The 18,278-nt window shown below is 63.5% G+C and carries 16 protein-coding genes and 1 pseudogene; 7 read left to right on the top strand and 10 right to left on the bottom strand.

Features of this window, described 5'->3' with window-relative positions; all coding sequences use genetic code 11:
* Nucleotides 1–136 precede the first annotated feature (136 nt).
* The 3 genes from ACF8Q6_RS25620 to ACF8Q6_RS25610 all read right to left on the bottom strand — a co-directional run bounded on the left by ACF8Q6_RS25620 (nt 137) and on the right by ACF8Q6_RS25610 (nt 4,092).
* Entirely contained in the window at nt 137–1,630 is a 1,494-nt protein-coding gene (locus ACF8Q6_RS25620) for an aldehyde dehydrogenase (protein WP_392499680.1), read from the bottom strand.
* Between the two features lie 194 nt (nt 1,631–1,824).
* Nucleotides 1,825–3,207, bottom strand: coding sequence for an aspartate aminotransferase family protein (locus tag ACF8Q6_RS25615; RefSeq protein ID WP_003250846.1), 1,383 nt, complete (start codon nt 3,205–3,207; stop codon nt 1,825–1,827).
* 42 nt (nt 3,208–3,249) lie between these two features.
* The gene (locus ACF8Q6_RS25610; RefSeq protein WP_392494362.1) at nt 3,250–4,092 is read right to left on the bottom strand and encodes a LuxR C-terminal-related transcriptional regulator; all 843 of its coding nucleotides are present in this window, start codon (nt 4,090–4,092) and stop codon (nt 3,250–3,252) included.
* A 282-nt stretch (nt 4,093–4,374) separates the two neighbouring features.
* Between ACF8Q6_RS25610 and ACF8Q6_RS25605 the strand changes: the two are divergent.
* The 3 genes and pseudogenes from ACF8Q6_RS25605 (at nt 4,375) to ACF8Q6_RS25595 (ending at nt 9,024) form a co-directional block, all read left to right on the top strand.
* Nucleotides 4,375–5,756, top strand: a pseudogene (locus ACF8Q6_RS25605) (APC family permease).
* A gap of 153 nt (nt 5,757–5,909) precedes the next feature.
* The gene (locus ACF8Q6_RS25600) at nt 5,910–7,490 is read left to right on the top strand and encodes an aldehyde dehydrogenase (NADP(+)) (RefSeq protein WP_392494361.1); all 1,581 of its coding nucleotides are present in this window, start codon (nt 5,910–5,912) and stop codon (nt 7,488–7,490) included.
* A gap of 160 nt (nt 7,491–7,650) precedes the next feature.
* Nucleotides 7,651–9,024, top strand: coding sequence for an 8-oxoguanine deaminase (locus tag ACF8Q6_RS25595; protein WP_017147710.1), 1,374 nt, complete (start codon nt 7,651–7,653; stop codon nt 9,022–9,024).
* A 113-nt stretch (nt 9,025–9,137) separates the two neighbouring features.
* On the opposite strand, the gene ACF8Q6_RS25590 is transcribed toward ACF8Q6_RS25595, so the two are convergent.
* Nucleotides 9,138–9,629: a GNAT family N-acetyltransferase gene (locus ACF8Q6_RS25590; RefSeq protein ID WP_392494360.1), complete on the bottom strand. Its 492-nt coding sequence runs from the start codon at nt 9,627–9,629 to the stop codon at nt 9,138–9,140.
* Nucleotides 9,630–9,791: 162 nt separating this feature from the next.
* On the opposite strand from ACF8Q6_RS25590, the gene ACF8Q6_RS25585 reads away from it, so the two are divergent.
* On the top strand, nt 9,792–10,382 hold the full coding sequence (locus ACF8Q6_RS25585; protein ID WP_392494359.1) for a biliverdin-producing heme oxygenase: 591 nt from the start codon (nt 9,792–9,794) through the stop codon (nt 10,380–10,382).
* Between the two features lie 199 nt (nt 10,383–10,581).
* Nucleotides 10,582–10,956 (top strand): hypothetical protein, encoded by a 375-nt coding sequence (locus tag ACF8Q6_RS25580; protein ID WP_392494358.1) that lies wholly within the window; start codon nt 10,582–10,584, stop codon nt 10,954–10,956.
* A 28-nt stretch (nt 10,957–10,984) separates the two neighbouring features.
* Here ACF8Q6_RS25580 and ACF8Q6_RS25575 read toward each other — a convergent pair whose 3' ends face one another.
* Nucleotides 10,985–11,140, bottom strand: a complete 156-nt coding sequence (locus ACF8Q6_RS25575; protein ID WP_392494357.1) for a DUF2986 domain-containing protein — start codon at nt 11,138–11,140, stop codon at nt 10,985–10,987.
* Nucleotides 11,141–11,352: 212 nt separating this feature from the next.
* Between ACF8Q6_RS25575 and ACF8Q6_RS25570 the strand changes: the two genes are divergently transcribed.
* Nucleotides 11,353–13,107, top strand: a complete 1,755-nt coding sequence (locus tag ACF8Q6_RS25570) for a phosphoethanolamine transferase CptA (protein ID WP_392494356.1) — start codon at nt 11,353–11,355, stop codon at nt 13,105–13,107.
* A gap of 10 nt (nt 13,108–13,117) precedes the next feature.
* Here ACF8Q6_RS25570 and ACF8Q6_RS25565 read toward each other — a convergent pair whose 3' ends face one another.
* Genes ACF8Q6_RS25565 through ACF8Q6_RS25550 form a run of 4 tightly spaced genes read right to left on the bottom strand, consistent with a single transcriptional unit; the run spans nt 13,118 to nt 16,522 of the window.
* Nucleotides 13,118–13,648 (bottom strand): membrane integrity-associated transporter subunit PqiC, encoded by a 531-nt coding sequence (locus ACF8Q6_RS25565; RefSeq protein ID WP_004575415.1) that lies wholly within the window; start codon nt 13,646–13,648, stop codon nt 13,118–13,120.
* A gap of 11 nt (nt 13,649–13,659) precedes the next feature.
* Entirely contained in the window at nt 13,660–15,300 is a 1,641-nt protein-coding gene (locus ACF8Q6_RS25560) for an intermembrane transport protein PqiB (RefSeq protein ID WP_392494355.1), read from the bottom strand.
* Complete coding sequence (locus ACF8Q6_RS25555; protein ID WP_180689788.1) at nt 15,300–15,929, bottom strand: paraquat-inducible protein A; 630 nt, start codon at nt 15,927–15,929, stop codon at nt 15,300–15,302. The genes ACF8Q6_RS25560 and ACF8Q6_RS25555 overlap by 1 nt, the downstream gene beginning before the upstream one ends.
* Nucleotides 15,926–16,522, bottom strand: a complete 597-nt coding sequence (locus ACF8Q6_RS25550; RefSeq protein ID WP_020190924.1) for a paraquat-inducible protein A — start codon at nt 16,520–16,522, stop codon at nt 15,926–15,928. The genes ACF8Q6_RS25555 and ACF8Q6_RS25550 overlap by 4 nt, the downstream gene beginning before the upstream one ends.
* A gap of 150 nt (nt 16,523–16,672) precedes the next feature.
* Here ACF8Q6_RS25550 and ACF8Q6_RS25545 point away from each other — a divergent pair, with 150 nt between their 5' ends.
* Nucleotides 16,673–17,146, top strand: coding sequence for a YMGG-like glycine zipper-containing protein (locus ACF8Q6_RS25545; RefSeq protein ID WP_003250819.1), 474 nt, complete (start codon nt 16,673–16,675; stop codon nt 17,144–17,146).
* 49 nt (nt 17,147–17,195) lie between these two features.
* Here the strand turns inward: ACF8Q6_RS25545 and ACF8Q6_RS25540 are convergent, their stop codons facing one another.
* Nucleotides 17,196–18,101, bottom strand: coding sequence for a LysR family transcriptional regulator (locus tag ACF8Q6_RS25540; protein WP_019751912.1), 906 nt, complete (start codon nt 18,099–18,101; stop codon nt 17,196–17,198).
* Between the last annotated feature and the right edge of the window lie 177 nt (nt 18,102–18,278).

Here is an 18,278-nt window from a genome sequence, read left to right as displayed (position 1 = left end):
CGGGTCCCGCTGCGGCGCCAGATACGGCCTCTTCGCGGGCGCGCCCGCTCCCACAGGTCCAGCACAACCCTCAGACTTGTGCTGAACCTGTGGGAGCGGGCATGCCCGCGAAGTGCCGCGGTCAATGATCAATACATCAGCCGCGCAGCTGGTACCAAGTGGTCTTGAGTTGCGAATACTTGTCGAACGAATGCAGCGACAGATCGCGGCCAAACCCCGACTGCTTGCCCCCACCGAATGGCACCGTCACATCCAGCGCATCGACCGTGTTCACAGACACGGTACCGGCTTTCAACGCCCGCGCTACCCGGTGCACCTGGTTGAAGTCGTCACTCCACACCGAAGCTGCCAGGCCATAGATGCTGTCGTTGGCCAGGCGCACGGCTTCTTCTTCCGTGTCGAAGGCGCTGACCGCCAGTACCGGGCCGAACACCTCCTCCCGCGCCAGGCTCATGCGGCCCTCGACACCGGCAAAAATGGTCGGCTCGATGTAGTTGTCCGAACCTTCGACGGTCAGGCGTCGGCCGCCACACACCAATTGCGCGCCCTCTTGCCCGGCACGCACGATGGCGGCCTCGATGCGGCCGGTCTGCTCGGCATCGACAATGGCCCCGGCGCGGCTCGCCGGATCCAGCGGGTTACCGGGCAGCCACTGGCGAGCCTTGGCCTGCAGGCGCTCGATGAACTCATCGTGGATGGCACGCTGCACGTACAGCCGCGAGTTGGCCGAACACACCTCGCCCTGGTTGAAGAAAATGCCGAAGGCGGCCTTTTCCGCAGCCAGGTCCAGGTCCTGGCAGTTGTCGAACACCAGGTTCGGGCTCTTGCCGCCGCACTCCAGCCACACCTGCTTGAGGTTGGACTGCGCCGAGTACTGCATGAAGTACTTGCCCACCTGGGTGGAGCCGGTGAAGACCAGGCAGTCCACATCCGGGTGCAGGCCCAGCGCCTGCCCGGCCTGCTCGCCCAGGCCCGGCACCACGTTCAGCACGCCTTCCGGCACACCGGCTTCCAGCGCCAGCTGGGCCAGGCGCAGGGCCGAGAATGGTGATTGTTCGGCAGGTTTGAGCACCACGCTGTTGCCGGCAGCCAGCGCCGGGGCTAGCTTCCAGGCGGCCATGTCGAGCGGGAAGTTCCATGGCACCACGGCAGCGACCACGCCGAGGGCTTCGCGGGTGATGGTGGCCAGCGCATTGGCAGCAGTGGGCGCCACCTGGTCATACAGCTTGTCCAGCGCCTCGCCGTACCAGGCGAACACATGGGCAGAACCCGGCACGTCGATGTTGTAGGCGTCCATCACCGGCTTGCCCATGTTCAGCGAGTCCAGCAGGGCCAGCTCCTCGCGATGGGCCATGATCAGCTCGGCCAGGCGCAGCAGCACTTTCTTGCGCTCGCCAGGCGCCATGCGCGGCCAGGGGCCTTGCTCGAAGGCTCGACGGGCGCTGGCGACGGCCAGGTCGACCTCGGCCTGGCCGCAGGCGGTAACCTGTGCCATTACGTTGTGGGTGGCGGGGTTGATGGCTGCGAAGGTGGCGCCATCCTGAGCGTTGACGGGTTTGCCGCTGATAAGCGCTTGGGATGGCAGGTACAGATCCGAAGCGCGCTGTTGCCAGAATTCGAGGGTATACATGTGTACTCCTGGTAAGCATGGGAGCAATCTTTTGGATGGGGGCGTCGTCCCACGGATGGATCGCCGGGGCTGCTTTGCAGCCCAATCGCGACACAAGGCCGCTCCCACCAGAACAGCGTTGCCCCTGCAAGCGACGCGATTGCTGTGGGAGCGGCCTTGCGTCGCGATCGGGGCGCGAAGCGCCCCCAGAAGGCTTAGAGCTTGCCGACCAGCCGCGCCGTGCGGTCTACGGCTATCCGGGTCTTCTCCACCAGCTCATCCAGCTCGCTGTGGTTGGCGATCAAGGCCGGGGCCATGATCATCCGGCCCAGGGTCGAGCGAATGATCACCCCTTCCTCGAAACCAAAGGTGCGGCACTGCCAGGCCAGGTCGTTCTCGTTGGCAAAGCGCTTGCGCGTCGGCTTGTGCTCGGCGAACTGCAGCGCCGCCACCAGTCCGGCCCCTTGCACCTGGCCGATCAATGGGTGGTCCGCAAACACTTCACGCAGAATGCGCTGCAGGTACGGCCCCGTGTCGTCCTTCACCTGGCGCACGATGCCTTCGTCACGCAGCGCCTTCAGGTTGGCGATGGCCACTGCCGCCGCCACCGGGTGGCCGGAATAGGTCAGGCCGTGGGCAAATACCCCGCCGCGTTCCACCAACGCCTCGGCAATGCGCTTGCTCAGCACCAGGCCACCCATGGGCACATAGCCACTGGTCAGGCCCTTGGCAATTGACAGGGTGTCGGGCTCGAAGCCGAAGTATTCATGGGCGAACCATTCGCCGGTGCGGCCAAAGCCACCGATCACCTCATCGGCGCACAACAGCACGTCGTACTGGCGGCAGATACGCTGGATTTCCGGCCAGTAGCTTTCCGGCGGGAAGATCATGCCGCCAGCCCCCTGGAAGGGTTCGGCAATGAAGCCGGCAACGTTCTCGGCACCCAGTTCGAGGATCTTTTCCTCCAGCTGCAGGGCGCAGCGGCGGCCGAACTCGGCCGGGGTCAGTTCACCGCCCTCGGCGTACCAGTAAGGTTCGTCGATGTGTGCCACATCCGGAATCAGCCCGCCCATATCGTGCATGAACTTCATCCCGCCCAACGCCGTGGCCGCCAGGGTCGAGCCGTGGTAGCCGTTCCAGCGGCCGATCATGATCTTCTTGCCTGGCTGGCCAACCACCTGCCAGTAGCGGCGCACGGTGCGGATCAGTACCTCGTTGGCCTCGGAGCCCGAGTTGGTGTAGATCGCGTGGCTGTAGTGCCCCGGCAGCAGGCTGAACAGCAACTCGGACAGTTCGATCACCGCCGGGTGGGTGGTGTGGAAAAACATGTTGTAGTAGGCCAGCTGATCCATCTGCGTGGCTGCGGCGGCCGTCAGGTCACGACGGCCATAACCGAGCTGGGTGCACCACAGGCCGGACATGCCATCCAGGTAACGCTTGCCCTCGCTGTCCCACAGGTGCAGGCGTTCGCCCCCGACGATCACCCGCGGCCCTTCGGCGTTCAGCGCCTTCTGGTCGAGGAAGGCATGAATGTGGTGGGCGGCATCGGCTGCCTGGTAGTCACGGGTCTGGCGTTGCGGGGCGAAAGGCGCGTTCATTGTTGGTTTTCCTTTGCGGTGGGGTTGCAGGGCAGCTGGCGCTCAGCGCAGCTTGCCCATGTAGCTTTCCAGCGGGTCCTTGCCCAGCACGCCCTGGGCATTGGCCAGTGCGTCGATGAACAGGGAGAACAGTTCGGACTGGGTGCCGATGTCGAGCTTGACGTAGACGTTCTTGCGGTGCGACTTGATGGTGTCTTCCGACACCCCCAGCCGCTCGGCCAGCGACCTGGTCGAGTGACCACGCAGGATCAACTGGGCGATACGGCATTCACGCTCGGTCAGCAGCGAGCTGCCGAAGTTGTTCAGCGCGGCATGGATACGTTGCTCGAGGATGTTCTCGAAGCGGCCTGCGCGGCTGTCCAGCCCGGCAAAATGCTTGCCGAGTACCGCCAGCACCCAAGGCGTGATGAGCCCGAACCGCGTGCGGCTTTGCCCATCCAGCTTGTCGGTGAAGGCCAGCGACACCGCCAGGCTTTGCCCGGGCGCCACCTGCAGGATGTAGTTGAGCTCATCCTCCAGGTGCGAGTGGCGGTAGAACGATTGGTAGTATTCGCTGACCTCGAAGTGATCGGGCGCCACTTCGAACAGGCCGTAGCAGCCGGATTCGACCTGTTCCACACAAGCACCGTAGAACGGGTCAAGCAGGTAGTAACCCGACAGGTAGCGGCTGACATTGCCTTCGGGCTGCCAAGGTGCCTTGTCATCCTGCTCGAACAGCGCACAGGGCATGCCGTCGTGCGGGTACAGGTACACCGTGGTCGCCTGGATCGGCCGTATCACACCCAGTGCAGCAAACAGGCTGGCGGCAAAGCCCGGCCGGCCGATCGCCTCGGTGACCTTGGCCTGGTGCTCGAACCATTGTGCTGAAAGCAATTGATTGGTCACTGTAAGCCTGCCGTTTCTTCTCAGTGGCACCGCCGCCAGTGCGGTGCGTCGTTGAGCAGATACTCCCACGGGGCTGCAGGCACCGGAATCACCCTTTGGGGTGAGCCGGGCAAGGGCAGTGGCCGCTCACCCCAAAGGGTGATTCCGGGTACCTGCAGGGTGTGGGAGCATCAACCCGCCCCAGCGCTGCGAGCTTTCCGCTCGACCTCCTTGCACAGCACCTAACGGTCGCGAGCCTGCTCGCCTGCCGCGGTGTCCTGCATCCCTTTTCAGGAGTTAGCAATGCATACAACAACAAGTACAGCCCATAGCCCCGCCCCGCATGCACCCTCGCAACCCGGCACCAGCACCGGCCGCTTCCGCAAGTCCATGAGCATGACCGCCCTGGTGCTGTTTGGCCTGGCCTACATGGTGCCCCTGGCCGTATTCACCACCTACGGGCTGGTCACCCAGATGACCAAAGGGCACCTGCCCACCGCCTACCTGCTCACGCTCGCCGCCATGCTGCTGACCGCCTACAGTTACGGCCGCATGGTCCAGGCCCACCCCTACTCCGGCTCGGTCTACACCTACACGCGCAAGGCCTTCGGCAGCCCTATCGGCTTCATCACCGGTTGGACACTGCTGCTCGACTACATCTTTCTGCCGCTGCTCAGCTACCTGCTGATCGGCATCTACATGTCGGAATACTTCCCGACCATCCATGCCTGGGTGTGGGTGGCGGGCTCCATTGCCCTGGTCACCTTCCTCAACCTGATCGGCATCGAGTCGATCACCCGGGTCAACTGGATCCTGGTGGTGGTGCAACTGGTGTTCATCATCGTCTTCGTCGCCCTGTCCATTCTCAAGCTCAGCGGACAGGCGGAGTCGGTGTCGCTGCTGGCCCCCTTGCACCACGAAGGCTTCAGCGTGCCATTGATCATGACCGGCGCCGCCGTGCTGTGCCTGTCGTTCCTCGGTTTCGATGCGGTGTCGACCATGGCTGAGGAAACCAGTAACCCGACCTACCGCATTCCCGTGGCGATTCTGGCGGTGTCGTTGATCGGCGGCCTGCTGTTTCTGGTGGTGTCTTATTGCGCACAGATGGTGTTCCCCGATTGGGGCAGCTTCGCCGATCCGGATTCAGCGTCGGTCGACGTGATGCGCCGGGTGGGGGGCGAGCTGCTGGTAACCGCCTTCACCGCGACCTACGGGCCGGCTGCTTCGCTTCGGCCATGGTGTCCCAAGCCAGCGTGTCGCGCGTACTGTTCGCCATGGGCCGTGACGGCGCATTGCCGCGGGCATTCGGCCAGCTGGTGACGAAAAAGCGCGTGCCGGCCACTGCCATCCTGGTGGTCAGCCTGCTGTCGCTGATCGCCCTGGTGATCACCCTGGATACCGTGGCAAACATGATCAGCTTTGGCGCACTGTTCGCCTTTTCGGCGGTGAACCTGGCGGTGGTCAAGCACTACCTGGTTGACCAGAAACTGCGCGGTTGCCGCAACTGCCTGCTGTACGGCGCCATTCCCGGCCTGGGCTTTCTCAGCACACTATGGCTATGGAGCAGCCTGACCAGCCTGTCGTTCACCATCGGCCTGTGCTGGATGGGCCTGGGCCTGTTGGTGCTACTGGGGCTGACCCGGGCGTTGCGCGGGAAGCTGCCAGAGTTGCAGATGGCCGAGTGAGCCCTGACGCCTTGCGTGACCGCTCCTGCAGGGCATCGCGAGAACCCGGGTGATAACTGCTCGTTATCACCCGATCCGGATTAATCATTATTCAGCACCCCGTTCGCCCCCTACAGTCCTGACCAACGATTGTCATTGCCAACGGGAAACGAAATGTCCATCGAACACCGCCTGAACCACATCGCCGGCCAGCTCAGTGGCCACGGTGACGTGCTGCTGCACAGCCTCGACGCCCATACCGGTGAAGCACTGCCCTACGCCTTCCACCAGGCGACCGGCGACGAAGTCGAGGCCGCCGCCCAGGCCGCCGAGGCGGCCTACCCGAGCTACCGCAGCACCCGCCCGGACCAGCGCGCTGCTTTTCTCGACGCGATCGCCAGCGAACTGGACGCGTTAGGTGATGACTTCATCCAGGACGTGATGCGCGAAACCGCACTGCCTGAAGCACGCATCCGCGGCGAACGCAGCCGCACCAGCAACCAGCTGCGCCTGTTTGCCGAAGTGGTACGGCGTGGCGACTTTTACGCTGCACGCATCGACCGCGCCCTGCCCCAGCGCACCCCACTGCCGCGCCCGGACCTGCGCCAGTACCGCATCGGCGTGGGCCCGGTGGCCGTGTTCGGCGCCAGCAACTTCCCTCTGGCCTTCTCCACCGCTGGCGGTGACACCGCTTCGGCGCTGGCCGCCGGCTGCCCGGTGGTGTTCAAGGCACACAGCGGGCACATGCTCACTGCAGCCCATGTAGCCGCGGCCATCGACCGTGCAGTGACCAGCAGCGGTATGCCGGCAGGCGTTTTCAACATGATCTACGGTGCCGGTGTGGGCGAAGCGCTGGTCAAGCACCCAGCCATCCAGGCGGTCGGCTTTACCGGCTCGCTGCGCGGTGGCCGCGCCCTGTGCGACATGGCCGCAGCGCGCCCACAGCCGATCCCTGTGTTCGCCGAAATGAGCAGTATCAACCCGGTGATCGTGCTGCCGCAGGCTCTGCAGGCTCGCGGTGAGCAGGTGGCGACCGAGCTGGCCGCCTCGGTGGTGCTGGGCTGCGGGCAGTTCTGCACCAACCCGGGCCTGGTGGTGGGTATCCGGACGCCACACTTCGAGCATTTCCTGCAAACGCTGGTGGCACGCATGGCCGACCAAGGCCCGCAGACCATGCTCAACGCGGGCACCCTGCGCAGCTACCAGAACGCTGTGCAGCACCTGCTGGCGCACCCGGGTATCCAGCATCTGGCCGGCCAACCGCAAACGGGTAACCAGGCTCAGCCGCAGTTGTTCAAGGCCGACGTGAGCCTGCTGCTCAATGGCGACCCGCTGTTGCAGGAGGAGGTGTTCGGCCCTTGCACCGTGGTGGTTGAAGTGGCCGATGCCCAGCAACTGGCCGAAGCATTGCGTCACCTGCAAGGTCAGCTGACCGCCACCCTGATTGCCGAACCTGACGACTTGCGCGCCTTTGCCTCACTGGTGCCGCTGCTGGAACGCAAGGCCGGGCGCTTGCTGCTCAATGGCTACCCGACCGGTGTGGAGGTTTCCGATGCCATGGTGCATGGCGGCCCTTACCCGGCCACCTCCGACGCCCGCGGCACGTCGGTCGGCACCTTGGCCATCGACCGCTTCCTGCGCCCGGTGTGCTTCCAGAACTACCCGGACGCACTGCTGCCGGATGCGTTGAAAAACGCTAACCCGCTGGGGATTGCCCGGTTGCTGGAGGGTGTGAGCAGCCGCGAGACGGTGTGATCTTTCATGGCTGCAACCCGTGCCGGCCTCTTCGCGGCTCTAGCCGTCAAGAGACCGGCACGGGCACTTCGAGCTGTATACAATCAGTAAAAAGCTTGCTTACAATACCGAGCGCCTATGACATCGGCAATCGCCGATGCGTATTGCGCAGGCTTGCACCATGTCATCTACAAACCCTGCAAAAACGCTCCTCGTCAAAAACGCCGCACTGCTGGTCACCATGGACGGCGAACGCCGCGAAATCAAGAACGGCGGCCTGTTCATCGAAGGCAACCTGATCAAGCAAGTCGGCCCCAGCGAAACCCTGCCGCAACACGCCGATGTGGTTCTGGACATGGCCGGCAAGGTGGTCATCCCAGGCCTGGTCAACACCCACCACCACATGTACCAGAGCCTCACCCGCGTGGTACCGGCCGCTCAGGACGGCGAGCTGTTCAACTGGTTGACCAACCTGTACCCGATCTGGGCGCGCCTGACCCCCGAGATGATCGCGGTGTCGACCCAGACCGCCATGGCCGAGCTGATCCTGTCCGGCTGCACCACCTCCAGCGATCACCTGTATATCTACCCCAACGGCTGCAAGCTCGACGACAGCATCCACGCCGCTGCCGAGATCGGCATGCGCTTCCATGCCGCGCGCGGCAGCATGAGCGTGGGCCAGAGCCAAGGCGGCCTGCCACCTGACGCGGTGGTGGAGAAGGAAGCCGACATCCTCAAGGAATCGCAACGCCTGATCGAGGACTACCACGATGCCAGCCACGGCTCGATGCGCCGCATCGTGGTTGCGCCATGCTCGCCGTTCTCGGTCAGCCGCGACCTGATGCGCGAAGCCGCCGTGCTGGCGCGCCAGTATGGGGTGTCGCTGCACACCCACCTGGCCGAGAACGTCAACGACATCGCCTACAGCCGCGAGAAGTTCGGCATGACCCCTGCCGAGTACGCCGAAGACCTTGGCTGGGTCGGCCATGATGTATGGCATGCCCACTGCGTGCAGCTCGACCAGCACGGCATTGAGCTGTTCGCCCGCACCGGCACCGGCGTCGCCCACTGCCCATGCTCGAACATGCGCCTGGCCTCGGGCATCGCCCCGGTACGCAAGATGCGCGACCACGGCGTACCGGTGGGCCTGGGGGTCGATGGCTCTGCCTCCAACGACGGCGCCAGCATGATCGGTGAAGTGCGCCAGGCCCTGCTGCTGCAACGGGTGGGCTTCGGCCCTGACGCGATGACCGCACGCGAAGCGCTAGAGATAGCCACCCTGGGTGGCGCAAAAGTGCTCAACCGCAATGATATCGGCGCACTGGCCCCGGGCATGGTCGCCGATTTCGTCGCCTTCGACCTGGGCCATGTGGCGTATGCCGGCGGCCACCATGACCCATTGGCGGCACTGGTGTTCTGCACCCCGACCCAGGTGCATACCAGCGTGATCAACGGCCGCGTCGTGGTGAAAGACGGCCAGCTGGCCACCGTCGACCTGCCGCGCGTACTGGAACGCCACAACCAGCTGGCCCATCAGCTGGTCAGTGGCACTTGAGGCCAGGCATCAGCTCGGCGTCGCCGGGTTGAATGAAGGGCATGCGCAGCCCTTTGGGCTGCGCTGCCATCTAGAGAAGCTGCGGGTAGCGCGCACTACGATGTCATGTCCACTCAAAGGTCCATGACCATCTCATGCCAGGCCATGCCGCCGTGGTCCGACGGCGACGGTTTCACGTATCGGTAGCCCAGCTTCTGGTACAGGGCCACATGCTGCTCCTTGCACATCAGGTGAATGGTCTGCTTGCCCGCCGCACGCATGCGTCCGATGAATTCGTTCATCAACACTTTGGCGTAGCCTTTGCCCTGGTGGGTCGGGTCTACAACCACCGACATGATCACCACGTTCGCGGCCGCCGGGTCATGGCCGACCAGCTCTTTGAAGGCCTCGTCGGACATCACGACCTCGTGGGCGCAGCCACTGTTGATGAAACCCACGATCTCGCCGTCGCTTTCCAGCACCAGGAAGCCTTGTGGGTATTGCGTGATGCGCGTGCGGATTTTCTCCAGCGTGGCCGCCTCATCCCCTTCATAGGCGCCAATTTCGATGGCGTAGCAACGCTCGGCATCGGCGGGAACGGGGGTGCGGAACTGAAGCGCGCTCATGGCAGGTATCCTTGGCAATGGTAAAGGCAGCCGCCATGATAAATGAGCCTCGACCTTGCACTCCATCATTGCGAACTCGGTCAGGTCGAGTGTGTGACGCTTGCTGCCTGCCAAGGATGGCAAGCATCATGGGAGCCTTGCTCTATTGCCACGGATACGCCGATGACCGCTGTAACTTTTCCCTTCACCGAACCCAGCCGCTGCAAACGCCTGAAGGCGGCCAGCAGCAGGGATCATGACAGCGTCGATCAACTGGTAATGGCAGCGCGGCCTTTCGAGAACCGCGAGCGATATGGTCGCTTCCTGCAGGTGCAGCACCGTTTTCATGGCAGCCTGCTGACGTTGTATCAGGATGAACAGCTCAACCTGCAACTGCCGGGGTTGGCGGCGCTGTCACGTTTCACGGCGGTCGAGGCCGACCTGCGCGACCTGGGCCTGCCGCTGCCAACGTCCACCCAACCGGTCTGTGTCAGCTCGGCCCAGGCCTTGGGATGGCTGTATTGCAGTGAAGGCTCGAACCTGGGGGCGGCGTTTCTCTACAAGCACACGCAACGTCTTGGGCTGGAGGGTGACAAGGGCGCCCGCCACCTGGCCCCTCACCCGGATGGCCGAGCGCTGCATTGGCGCGCATTTGTTGCCAGGCTGGACAGCCTGGTGCTGGGGGAGCAGGAAGAAGCAGAGGTGGTGAAAGGTGCGATTGCTGCGTTCGACAGTTACCGGCGGCATTTGCGTGAGGTGTTTGCAGGCCTTTGACTGACCAGTGGGGCACTCACGGCGGATACTGCACAGCGCCAACCACCCCGGCAAAGTTCTTCAAGTTGTTGCTGTAGCGAACTTTTTCCTGATTCCCTGTCTATGTGTGAGGCACAGAAAGGTAGCGGAACGCGAGACAAGGTTCGCCCCACACCTGCTGGCCAGATGGCTCATTCGTTATCAGAGGTTGGCTACGCTCATGAAAATACATGTCGCAAGGTTGGTGCTGCTCGGCCTGTTCTCGCTCGCGGCGGTGGGCACGGCATCGGCAACGCAAATGAAAGCCGCCGAACCGGTTTCACCGGCTGTCCAGTCACCGTTAAAGCCAGCCGGCAACCCTTGGTCGAGCGTGGCCAGCGTGGCCGTTGACCAGCCGGCCACCCTCCTGGCGCATGATGACGATCGCTGGCACGACCATCGAAGCGACTGGCGCCGCGAACAGTGGCGGCGTGAACAAGCCCGTCGGGACTGGGAGCGGCGGCGCGACTGGGAACGGCGCCGTGATTGGGAGCGCCGCCATGAGCGCGCCATGCGCCAGCGTCATCATGACGCGCATCATTACTACCGCCGTTGAAGCCCGTGCGATCGGTGTAGGGGCGGTGTCAGTCGGCCAGGTGGGAAGCCTCGCCCGCCGCCTCTGCCTCCATCTTCAAGCGGTCCGCCTTGCAGATGTACTTGGGCTTGCGTGGCGCCAGTTTGGCACTGGCCTTTTTGGCATGCGCCTGCAATAGCTGCTTGATCTTCTTACGACGGTTCATGGTCTACGGGGCCTTTCAGGACGTTTTCGCTGCCGCCATCATACCTCGGCGGCCAGGGGAAAACGCGGTGAACGGCCCAGCTAATGCCTGCTACGGCCATGCAGGTCACAGAATTCAACGCGTTGACGTTATTTTCACAGTCCGCAGATTAGCGTCACGCCCTTTCCGGCCACGGGCACAACCGCTGGCCGCCAAGGTACGACGAGGCATACGTGTCACACACTACATCACCCGCCGCGCACAAGCGCGTGGACTGGGCCGGCCTCGGCTGGCTCTTGCTGTTCTTCTGGTATTTCTCCGGTGTAACCCAGGCGCTGCTGCTGTTCAGCGGGACGACCGGCTTCGCCGGTTTTCGCGATGCACTGTTCCTCAGCAGCCTGTGGCTGGCGCCCGTCCTGTTGCTGCCGCGCTTCACCCGCGCCACCACGGCAATCATTGGTCTGGTGCTGTGGGCTGCATCGCTGGTGGGCCTGAGCTACTTCGGCATCTATCGCCAGGAGTTTTCACAAAGCGTCATCTTTGTGATGTTCGAGTCCAACACCGCCGAGGCTGGTGAGTACTTCAGCCAATACTTCAGCGTGGGGCTGGGCCTGGCACTGGTGCTGTACACGCTGGTCGCGGTAATGCTGTGGCGACGCGTGCGCCCGGTCAGCCTGCCGCTGCGCAGCCGCCTGCCGGTGGTCGTGCTATTGCTGGTGGCCAACCTGGTCATGCCGTTCTACAAGCAGATGGTCACCCAGGAGCGCAACTTCGCCGATGCGCTCGAAAAAGTGCAGCAGCGAATGGAGCCGGCCGTCCCTTGGCAGTTGCTGGTCGGCTACCGACAGTACCGCCAGCAACTGGACAACATGCAGAAACTGCTGGCCCAGAATGCCGCACTGCCACCGCTGCAAAACCTGCGAGACAGCAGTGGTACAGCGCCACGCACCTTGGTATTGGTGCTCGGCGAGTCCACCACCCGCGAGCACATGCACCTGTATGGCTATAACCGCGATACCACGCCCAACCTCGACGCGCTGGCCGCCAGCGACAAGGGCCTGACCGTGTTCCGCGACGTGGTATCGCCGCGCCCGTACACCATCGAAGTGATGCAGCAGATCCTCACGTTCGGCGACGAGCAGAACCCTGACCGCTTCCTCACCGACCCGTCGCTGATCAACCTGCTGAAACAGGCAGGCTACAAGACCTTCTGGATCACCAACCAGCAGACCTTGACCAAGCGCAACACCATGCTCACCACCTTCTCGCAGCAAACAGACGCGCCGGTGTACCTGAACAACCAGCGCAACCAGAATGCCCGCCAGTACGATGACGTGGTGCTGGCACCGTTCGACAAAGCCCTGCAAGACCCTGCGCCCAACAAGTTCATCATCGTGCACCTGCTGGGCACGCACATGGACTACCGCTACCGCTACCCGGACGACTATGCGCACTTCGACGACAAGCAAGGTGTGCCAGCCAAGCTGACGGCGGACCAGGTAGAAACCTACAACTTCTATGACAACGCGGTGCGCTACAACGACTATGTGGTGTCGACCCTGATCAAGCGTTATGCGGCAGGCAACCCCAACGGGTTCCTGATGTACCTGTCCGATCATGGTGAAGACGTGTACAGCTCCGGTGACCACGACCGCCTGGGGCGCAATGAAGGCGCACCGACCCGGCCGATGTACACCATCCCGTTCCTGCTGTGGACCTCGCCTAGCTGGCAGGCCGAACACCCGCGTGACTTGCAGGCGATGGCCAACCGCCCCTACAGCAGTTCGCATCTGATCCATACCCTGTCAGACCTGGCCGGATTGAGCTACGACCGCTATGAACCGGCCAAGAGCCTGGTGAGCCCACAGTTCGTGGTAGCACCACGCTGGATCGGCGACCCGTACCGCAAGGATGGCTTGCGCGAGTTCGATCAGCTGCCGCAGGACAAGGCCGACGGGGCACAGGAAACAGCCAGCACCCGGCAGTAATAAGGCCGGTTCATGCCCGGCAGCTACCCTGCAGGGCACTCCCCCGCACCGCCTCGGCCAACTTGCGCAGGTTGGCCTGGTGTGCATTCACCAGGCTGGTGATGCTGTTGTCCGCGGCAGTCTGCACAGACGTACGGCAGGTCAGCTCGGCCTGCCCTTGCTGCTTCAGGCGCCACACCGCCTCCAGCGAGGCATAGCGCCCCGGTACCGTGTCGAAGCGCTGCACATCCACCCGCAGCGACGCCTTGCCACCGCCCGCCGGGCCGCCCAACAGGTCCTGCAGGGCGCTGCGGAATTCATCCACCAGGTTGGCGCCCCACCACTCCGTCTCCAGGATGGCCAGGCCGCTCTGCCCTTGCCGCACCACCAACTGTGGGCGGTCGACCTGGGGCGGCACAGCCACCCTGACCACCTGGATGCGCTGGCCGCTGTCACGTACCGGTTCGCTCGGTACCAACGTGTGGTAGTTGTTCGGCGTACTGCTGCAGCCCCCGAGCCACACCAGCAGGCTGGCCACACATACATTGCGCAGTCGTTGCATCGGCTGTCTCCTCAGGGTTCAAGGTCTGCGGGCCCGGCCGCTTTCGGCCGGCCACGAATCAGCGACTCGGGGTGGCGGCCCAGGTAGTCGGCAAGGTCACGTAGCGAACGCGACATGCGCTCCAGCTCGTCCAGTGTTTCGCCCATTCGCTCGCGCTGCGGCGAATCTTCGGAAATGGCCGAGTTGGCCGTGCGCAGGGTCTTGTGCACCTCGTCCAGCGCCACCTTCACCTCCGGCAGCGTCTGGCCATTGAACTGCCTGAGGCTGGCGCGCAGCTCACGCAAGCTACCGTCCAGGTTACCGGCGATGCTTTCCAGCGGCAGCTTGGCAATGCGCTCCATCACCCGCTGCAGCTGTTCCTGCAACTGCTCAAGGCTGCCGGGCAGCGTCGGGATCATGATGGGGTTGGCAGCCATGTCGAAGGTCACCTTGGGGGCATCCGGGTAGAAGTCCAGCGAAATGAACATCTGCCCGGTGATCAGGTTGCCGCTACGCGCCTGGGCCCGCAGCCCATGTTCGACAAACGTGCCAATCAGTTTCCGCGCCCCTTCCATATCACCCTCGGTGTGCTTGAACACCGCCAGCATCTTGCGGTGCACCGGCCCTAGCCGCTGCGGGTAGATCACCGCATCGACCACAACCGGGAAGCTCTGCCGCGTAGCATCGTAATCGAGCTGGATCGAGGTGACCCGGCCAAACTCCACCCCCTTGAATTCCACGGGCGCGCCCACTGACAGGCCACGCATGGCCTGGTCGAAGCGCAACTGCAGGTACTGCGCCTGGCCATGCGGAGGCGACAGCGCCATGTCGCGGTCCGCGAATAGCTGGAAGCGGGCCTGGTCGGCAGCAGGCTCGGCTTGCGCGGCGAAATCGGGCGAGCCGAAGGCCAGCCCGCCCACCAGAATCGACGACAGCGATTCGGTATCGACCTTCAGGCCATTGGCACCGATCTGCATGTCGATGCCACTGGCATTCCAGAAGCGCGTGTCAGCAGTGACGAACGTGTCGTAGGGCGCCTGCACGAACACGCCAATCTCTACCCCCTTGCCATCGCCCTGGAGGGCAAAGGACACCACTTCGCCCACCGGGATCTTGCGGTAGTAGATCGAAGAACCGATATCCAGCGAGCCGAGGTCGCTGGCGACAAGAACAAAGCGCTTGCCCTTTTCGTCATAGGTGATCGGCGGTGGCAGCTCCAGCCCGACAAAGGACTTTTCCGGCACCTTCGACTCGCCGGAATCAGCCCCGATGAAACTGCCCGAAAGCAGCGTGTCCACCCCGGAAACCCCGCCCACGCCGATGCGCGGTCGCACCACCCAGAAGCGCGCTCCCCGGGTAGCGAATGAACGGGCATCGTTGGAGAGCTGAACCTTGGCCACCACGCTCTTCTTGTCGTCGGCCAAGTCCACCGTGGTCACTTCGCCAATCACCACGCTGCGGTATTTTACCTGGGTCTTGTGCGCCACCAATCCCTCCCCGCTGTGGAAAGAAATGGTAATCACCGGCCCTTGCTGCATCCAGTTGCGCACCACCAGCGAAGCGCCGATGAGGATCGCCAGGATCGGCACGATCCATACCAGCGACACACTCCAACGTCGGGTGCGCACTTCAACCTGCCCAGGGCCCTCGCGCTTGTCAGTCTGTTGCCCCATCAATGCGGCCTCCCCTCGTTGGCACGGCTATCCCAGATCAAGCGTGGATCAAAGCTCATCGCAGAGAACATGGTCAGCACTACCACCATGCCAAAGAACAGAATGCCCACACGCGGCTCGATGGTGCCCAGCCCGCGCAGTTGCACCAGCGCAGCCACCAACGCCACTACCATTACATCGAGCATGGACCAATAGCCGATCAGCTCGACGAAGCGGTACAACTGCGAACGCTGCCGGCAGGCCCAGGAAGAACCACGCTGGGCAGTGAACAGCAGCAGGCCAAGGGAAAAGAACTTGATGGCGGGCACCCCCACGCTGGCAATGAAAATGATCAGCGCGATGTCCCAGGCCCCGGCTTCCCAGAACTCCAGCACGCCACCGCCAATGGTGCTTTCTGTACCACTGCCGAGCATTTCGGTGTGCATCACCGGCAGCAGGTTGGCGGGGATGTAGAAAATCAGGGCGGCCAGCAGAAACGCCCAGCCACGGCTGATGGCATTGGCCTTGCGCCGGTGAATGACGGCGCCGCAACGGTTGCAGGTGTGCGCGCCACTGCGCGTGTCGCATGCCTGGCCACAGCCATGGCACAGACACAAGCCAAGGTCGTGCGCCTTGACCGGGGCAGTCATACCTGTTCCCACAAGTCGCGGATGTCCTTGCCAGCAATGTGGATGATCAACATGCTCAGTGCGGCCAGGGCCAGCAGGCCGATACCGGGGATCACATCGAGCAGCCCCGCCAGCTTGATCACCGCCACCATTGCCCCCAGCAGACACACCTCCAGCATGCTCCAGGGCCGCAGGCTTTCCAGGCCACGCATGCACAGGGCAAAGCCGGGGGCACGCTGGCCGGCAAGGGCAAAACCCAACACCCAGCACAACAGGGCAATTTGCAGCAGCGGTGCAAAAATGATCGACAGCGCCATGACCAGAGCGATGAAGGTGATACTGCCGTGACTGAGGATCTGCACGGCGTCCCACAAGGTGGCCGAGTGGGTCAGCCCCTGCATGCCGATGGTCATCACCGGGTAATAGTTGGCGAACACCAGCAGGACGCCGCCTGTCACACTCAGTGCCAGCCGCTGCTCGATGGTCAGTGACCTGTGTCGGTACAGCACGCCGCCACAGCACGGGCAAAGGGCACGTTGATGTTTGAGCAGCGGTGCACGGTGGTACACCGTGTCGCAATACTCGCAGATGATCAGATCTTGCGTCTGGCTCATGGTTTGCCCACAGGTAGCCTTGGATCAGGCCAAGAGGCTAATCGGAACGGCGTCTGATATCCGGTGTAGACCATCTGGGCAAAACTTCCATCACGACATCAAAGGCGAACTATCCTGTGAGACGGGCTTTCCGCCCGGTGGAGGTGTGCCATGCGTACGTTCACGTGGAGTTACCTGTTGATGCTGCTGTGCGCAGCATCGGCCGCCCAGGCGCAGTCGGTGGTGCCGCTCAAGGGCCAGAGCAGCCAGCAGATGCAACTGGATATCAACGATTGCAATACCGTCGCCACCAATGCCGCAAACGGCACAGCGACGTCCAGCGACCCACATGTCGGTGGCCGGGTTCGCGGTGCAGCTGCGGGTGCCGCCGCCGGTGCTGTAGGCGCGCAGGTGCGCGGCAACCAGCATGACGCGTTGTATGACCGGGTGGGTGACGATGCCAAGCAGCAATACCGGCAGAACCGTGCCGGCGAAGTGGCCGCCGCCGGGGCCGCGGTCGGTGGCATGCGCCAGCGTCAGGACCGGCGCCAGGACCGGCGCGGCCAGGACGAGGCCAAAACCCAGGCCCATGCCAGTGCCTACAGCGGTTGCCTGCAGGGGCGCGGCTATCAGGTCAGCCCCTGAGCAATGCCACGCCATGCGCCTCCTGCCGGGGTAGCATGGCGTGCTCAGTTCAGAACTTCGCCAGCTCTTCCCGGCAAAACTCCACGAACAACTGCGCCGGCTTGGTCAGCTGGACTCGCTTCAACCACGCCGCAGCCAGCCCCGACAGCGCCACCGGCTCGGCAATGTCGAGCATTGCCAGGCGCTGGCCGTCATAGGTGTATTCCGAGTGCGGACGGGTTACCAGCAACGAAAAACCGAAACCCTGACCGACCATGCCGCGCACCATCTCGATCGACGGCGAACTGAAGACGATATTCGGTGCCAGGCCCATCTCGTTGAACAAGCTGACGAAGTAGGTGCGGCTAGGGGCCACGTCCAGCAGGATCATCGGCTCCGGGCACAGGTCGCGCAGCGAGACCTGGGCCTGGCCGGCAAAGCGGTGGTTCTCGGGTAGCAGCACATAGGGCTTCTGCGGCGGCATCAGTGGCTCGGCCTCGATGGTGCCATCCAGGTCGTGGTCATAGAGAAATGCCAGGTCGAATGTTCCGGCGGTCAGGCCCTGGATCAGGTCCTGCTGTTCACCGTCGCGCAGGCGAATGTCCACACCCGGGTAGCGCTGGCGAAAGCCGGCGATCAGGCGCGGCAGGTAGAGTGGCGCCACGGTTTCGAAACAGCCAATGTCGATTTGCCCGGCGACGGTATCGTTGTCGGCCAGGGCGTTCTGTTCGAACTCATGGGCCATCTGCAGCAGCGACTTGGTCTTGGCGTAGAAGCGTTTGCCGCTGGGCGTCAATGACACGCCCTGGGCGTGGTGGCGGATGAACAGCTGCACACCGAAACTTTCCTCCAGGCTCTTGATGGCCGTGGAGATGGACGGCTGGGCGATGTACAGCTGGCGTGACGCTTCGGCCACACTGCCTGCTTCCACGGTGGTGACGAAGTACTTCAGTTGTCGCAAGGTATAGGCAGCCACAGGGTACCTCTCTGACGCGGGTCTTGGCAGGCTGGGATCATGCCTCACACTTTACCCTTGGCTGCCGCTCTGCGGGCGCTGAGCGCTGAAGGATTTACCTATGCCTTGAACAGGTTTTTTGTAGGGTCTGCCAGTTACTCGTCTCACAGGCCTGCGCAAACCGGCGCCGCACCATAC

Origin of the sequence: Pseudomonas sp. GLN_2, assembly GCF_043106005.1 — a bacterium.
In the GTDB taxonomy this organism is placed as follows: domain Bacteria; phylum Pseudomonadota; class Gammaproteobacteria; order Pseudomonadales; family Pseudomonadaceae; genus Aquipseudomonas; species Aquipseudomonas alloputida.
Note: the sequence above shows the minus strand (reverse complement) of the source record. Positions and strands in the feature narration are given on the sequence as shown.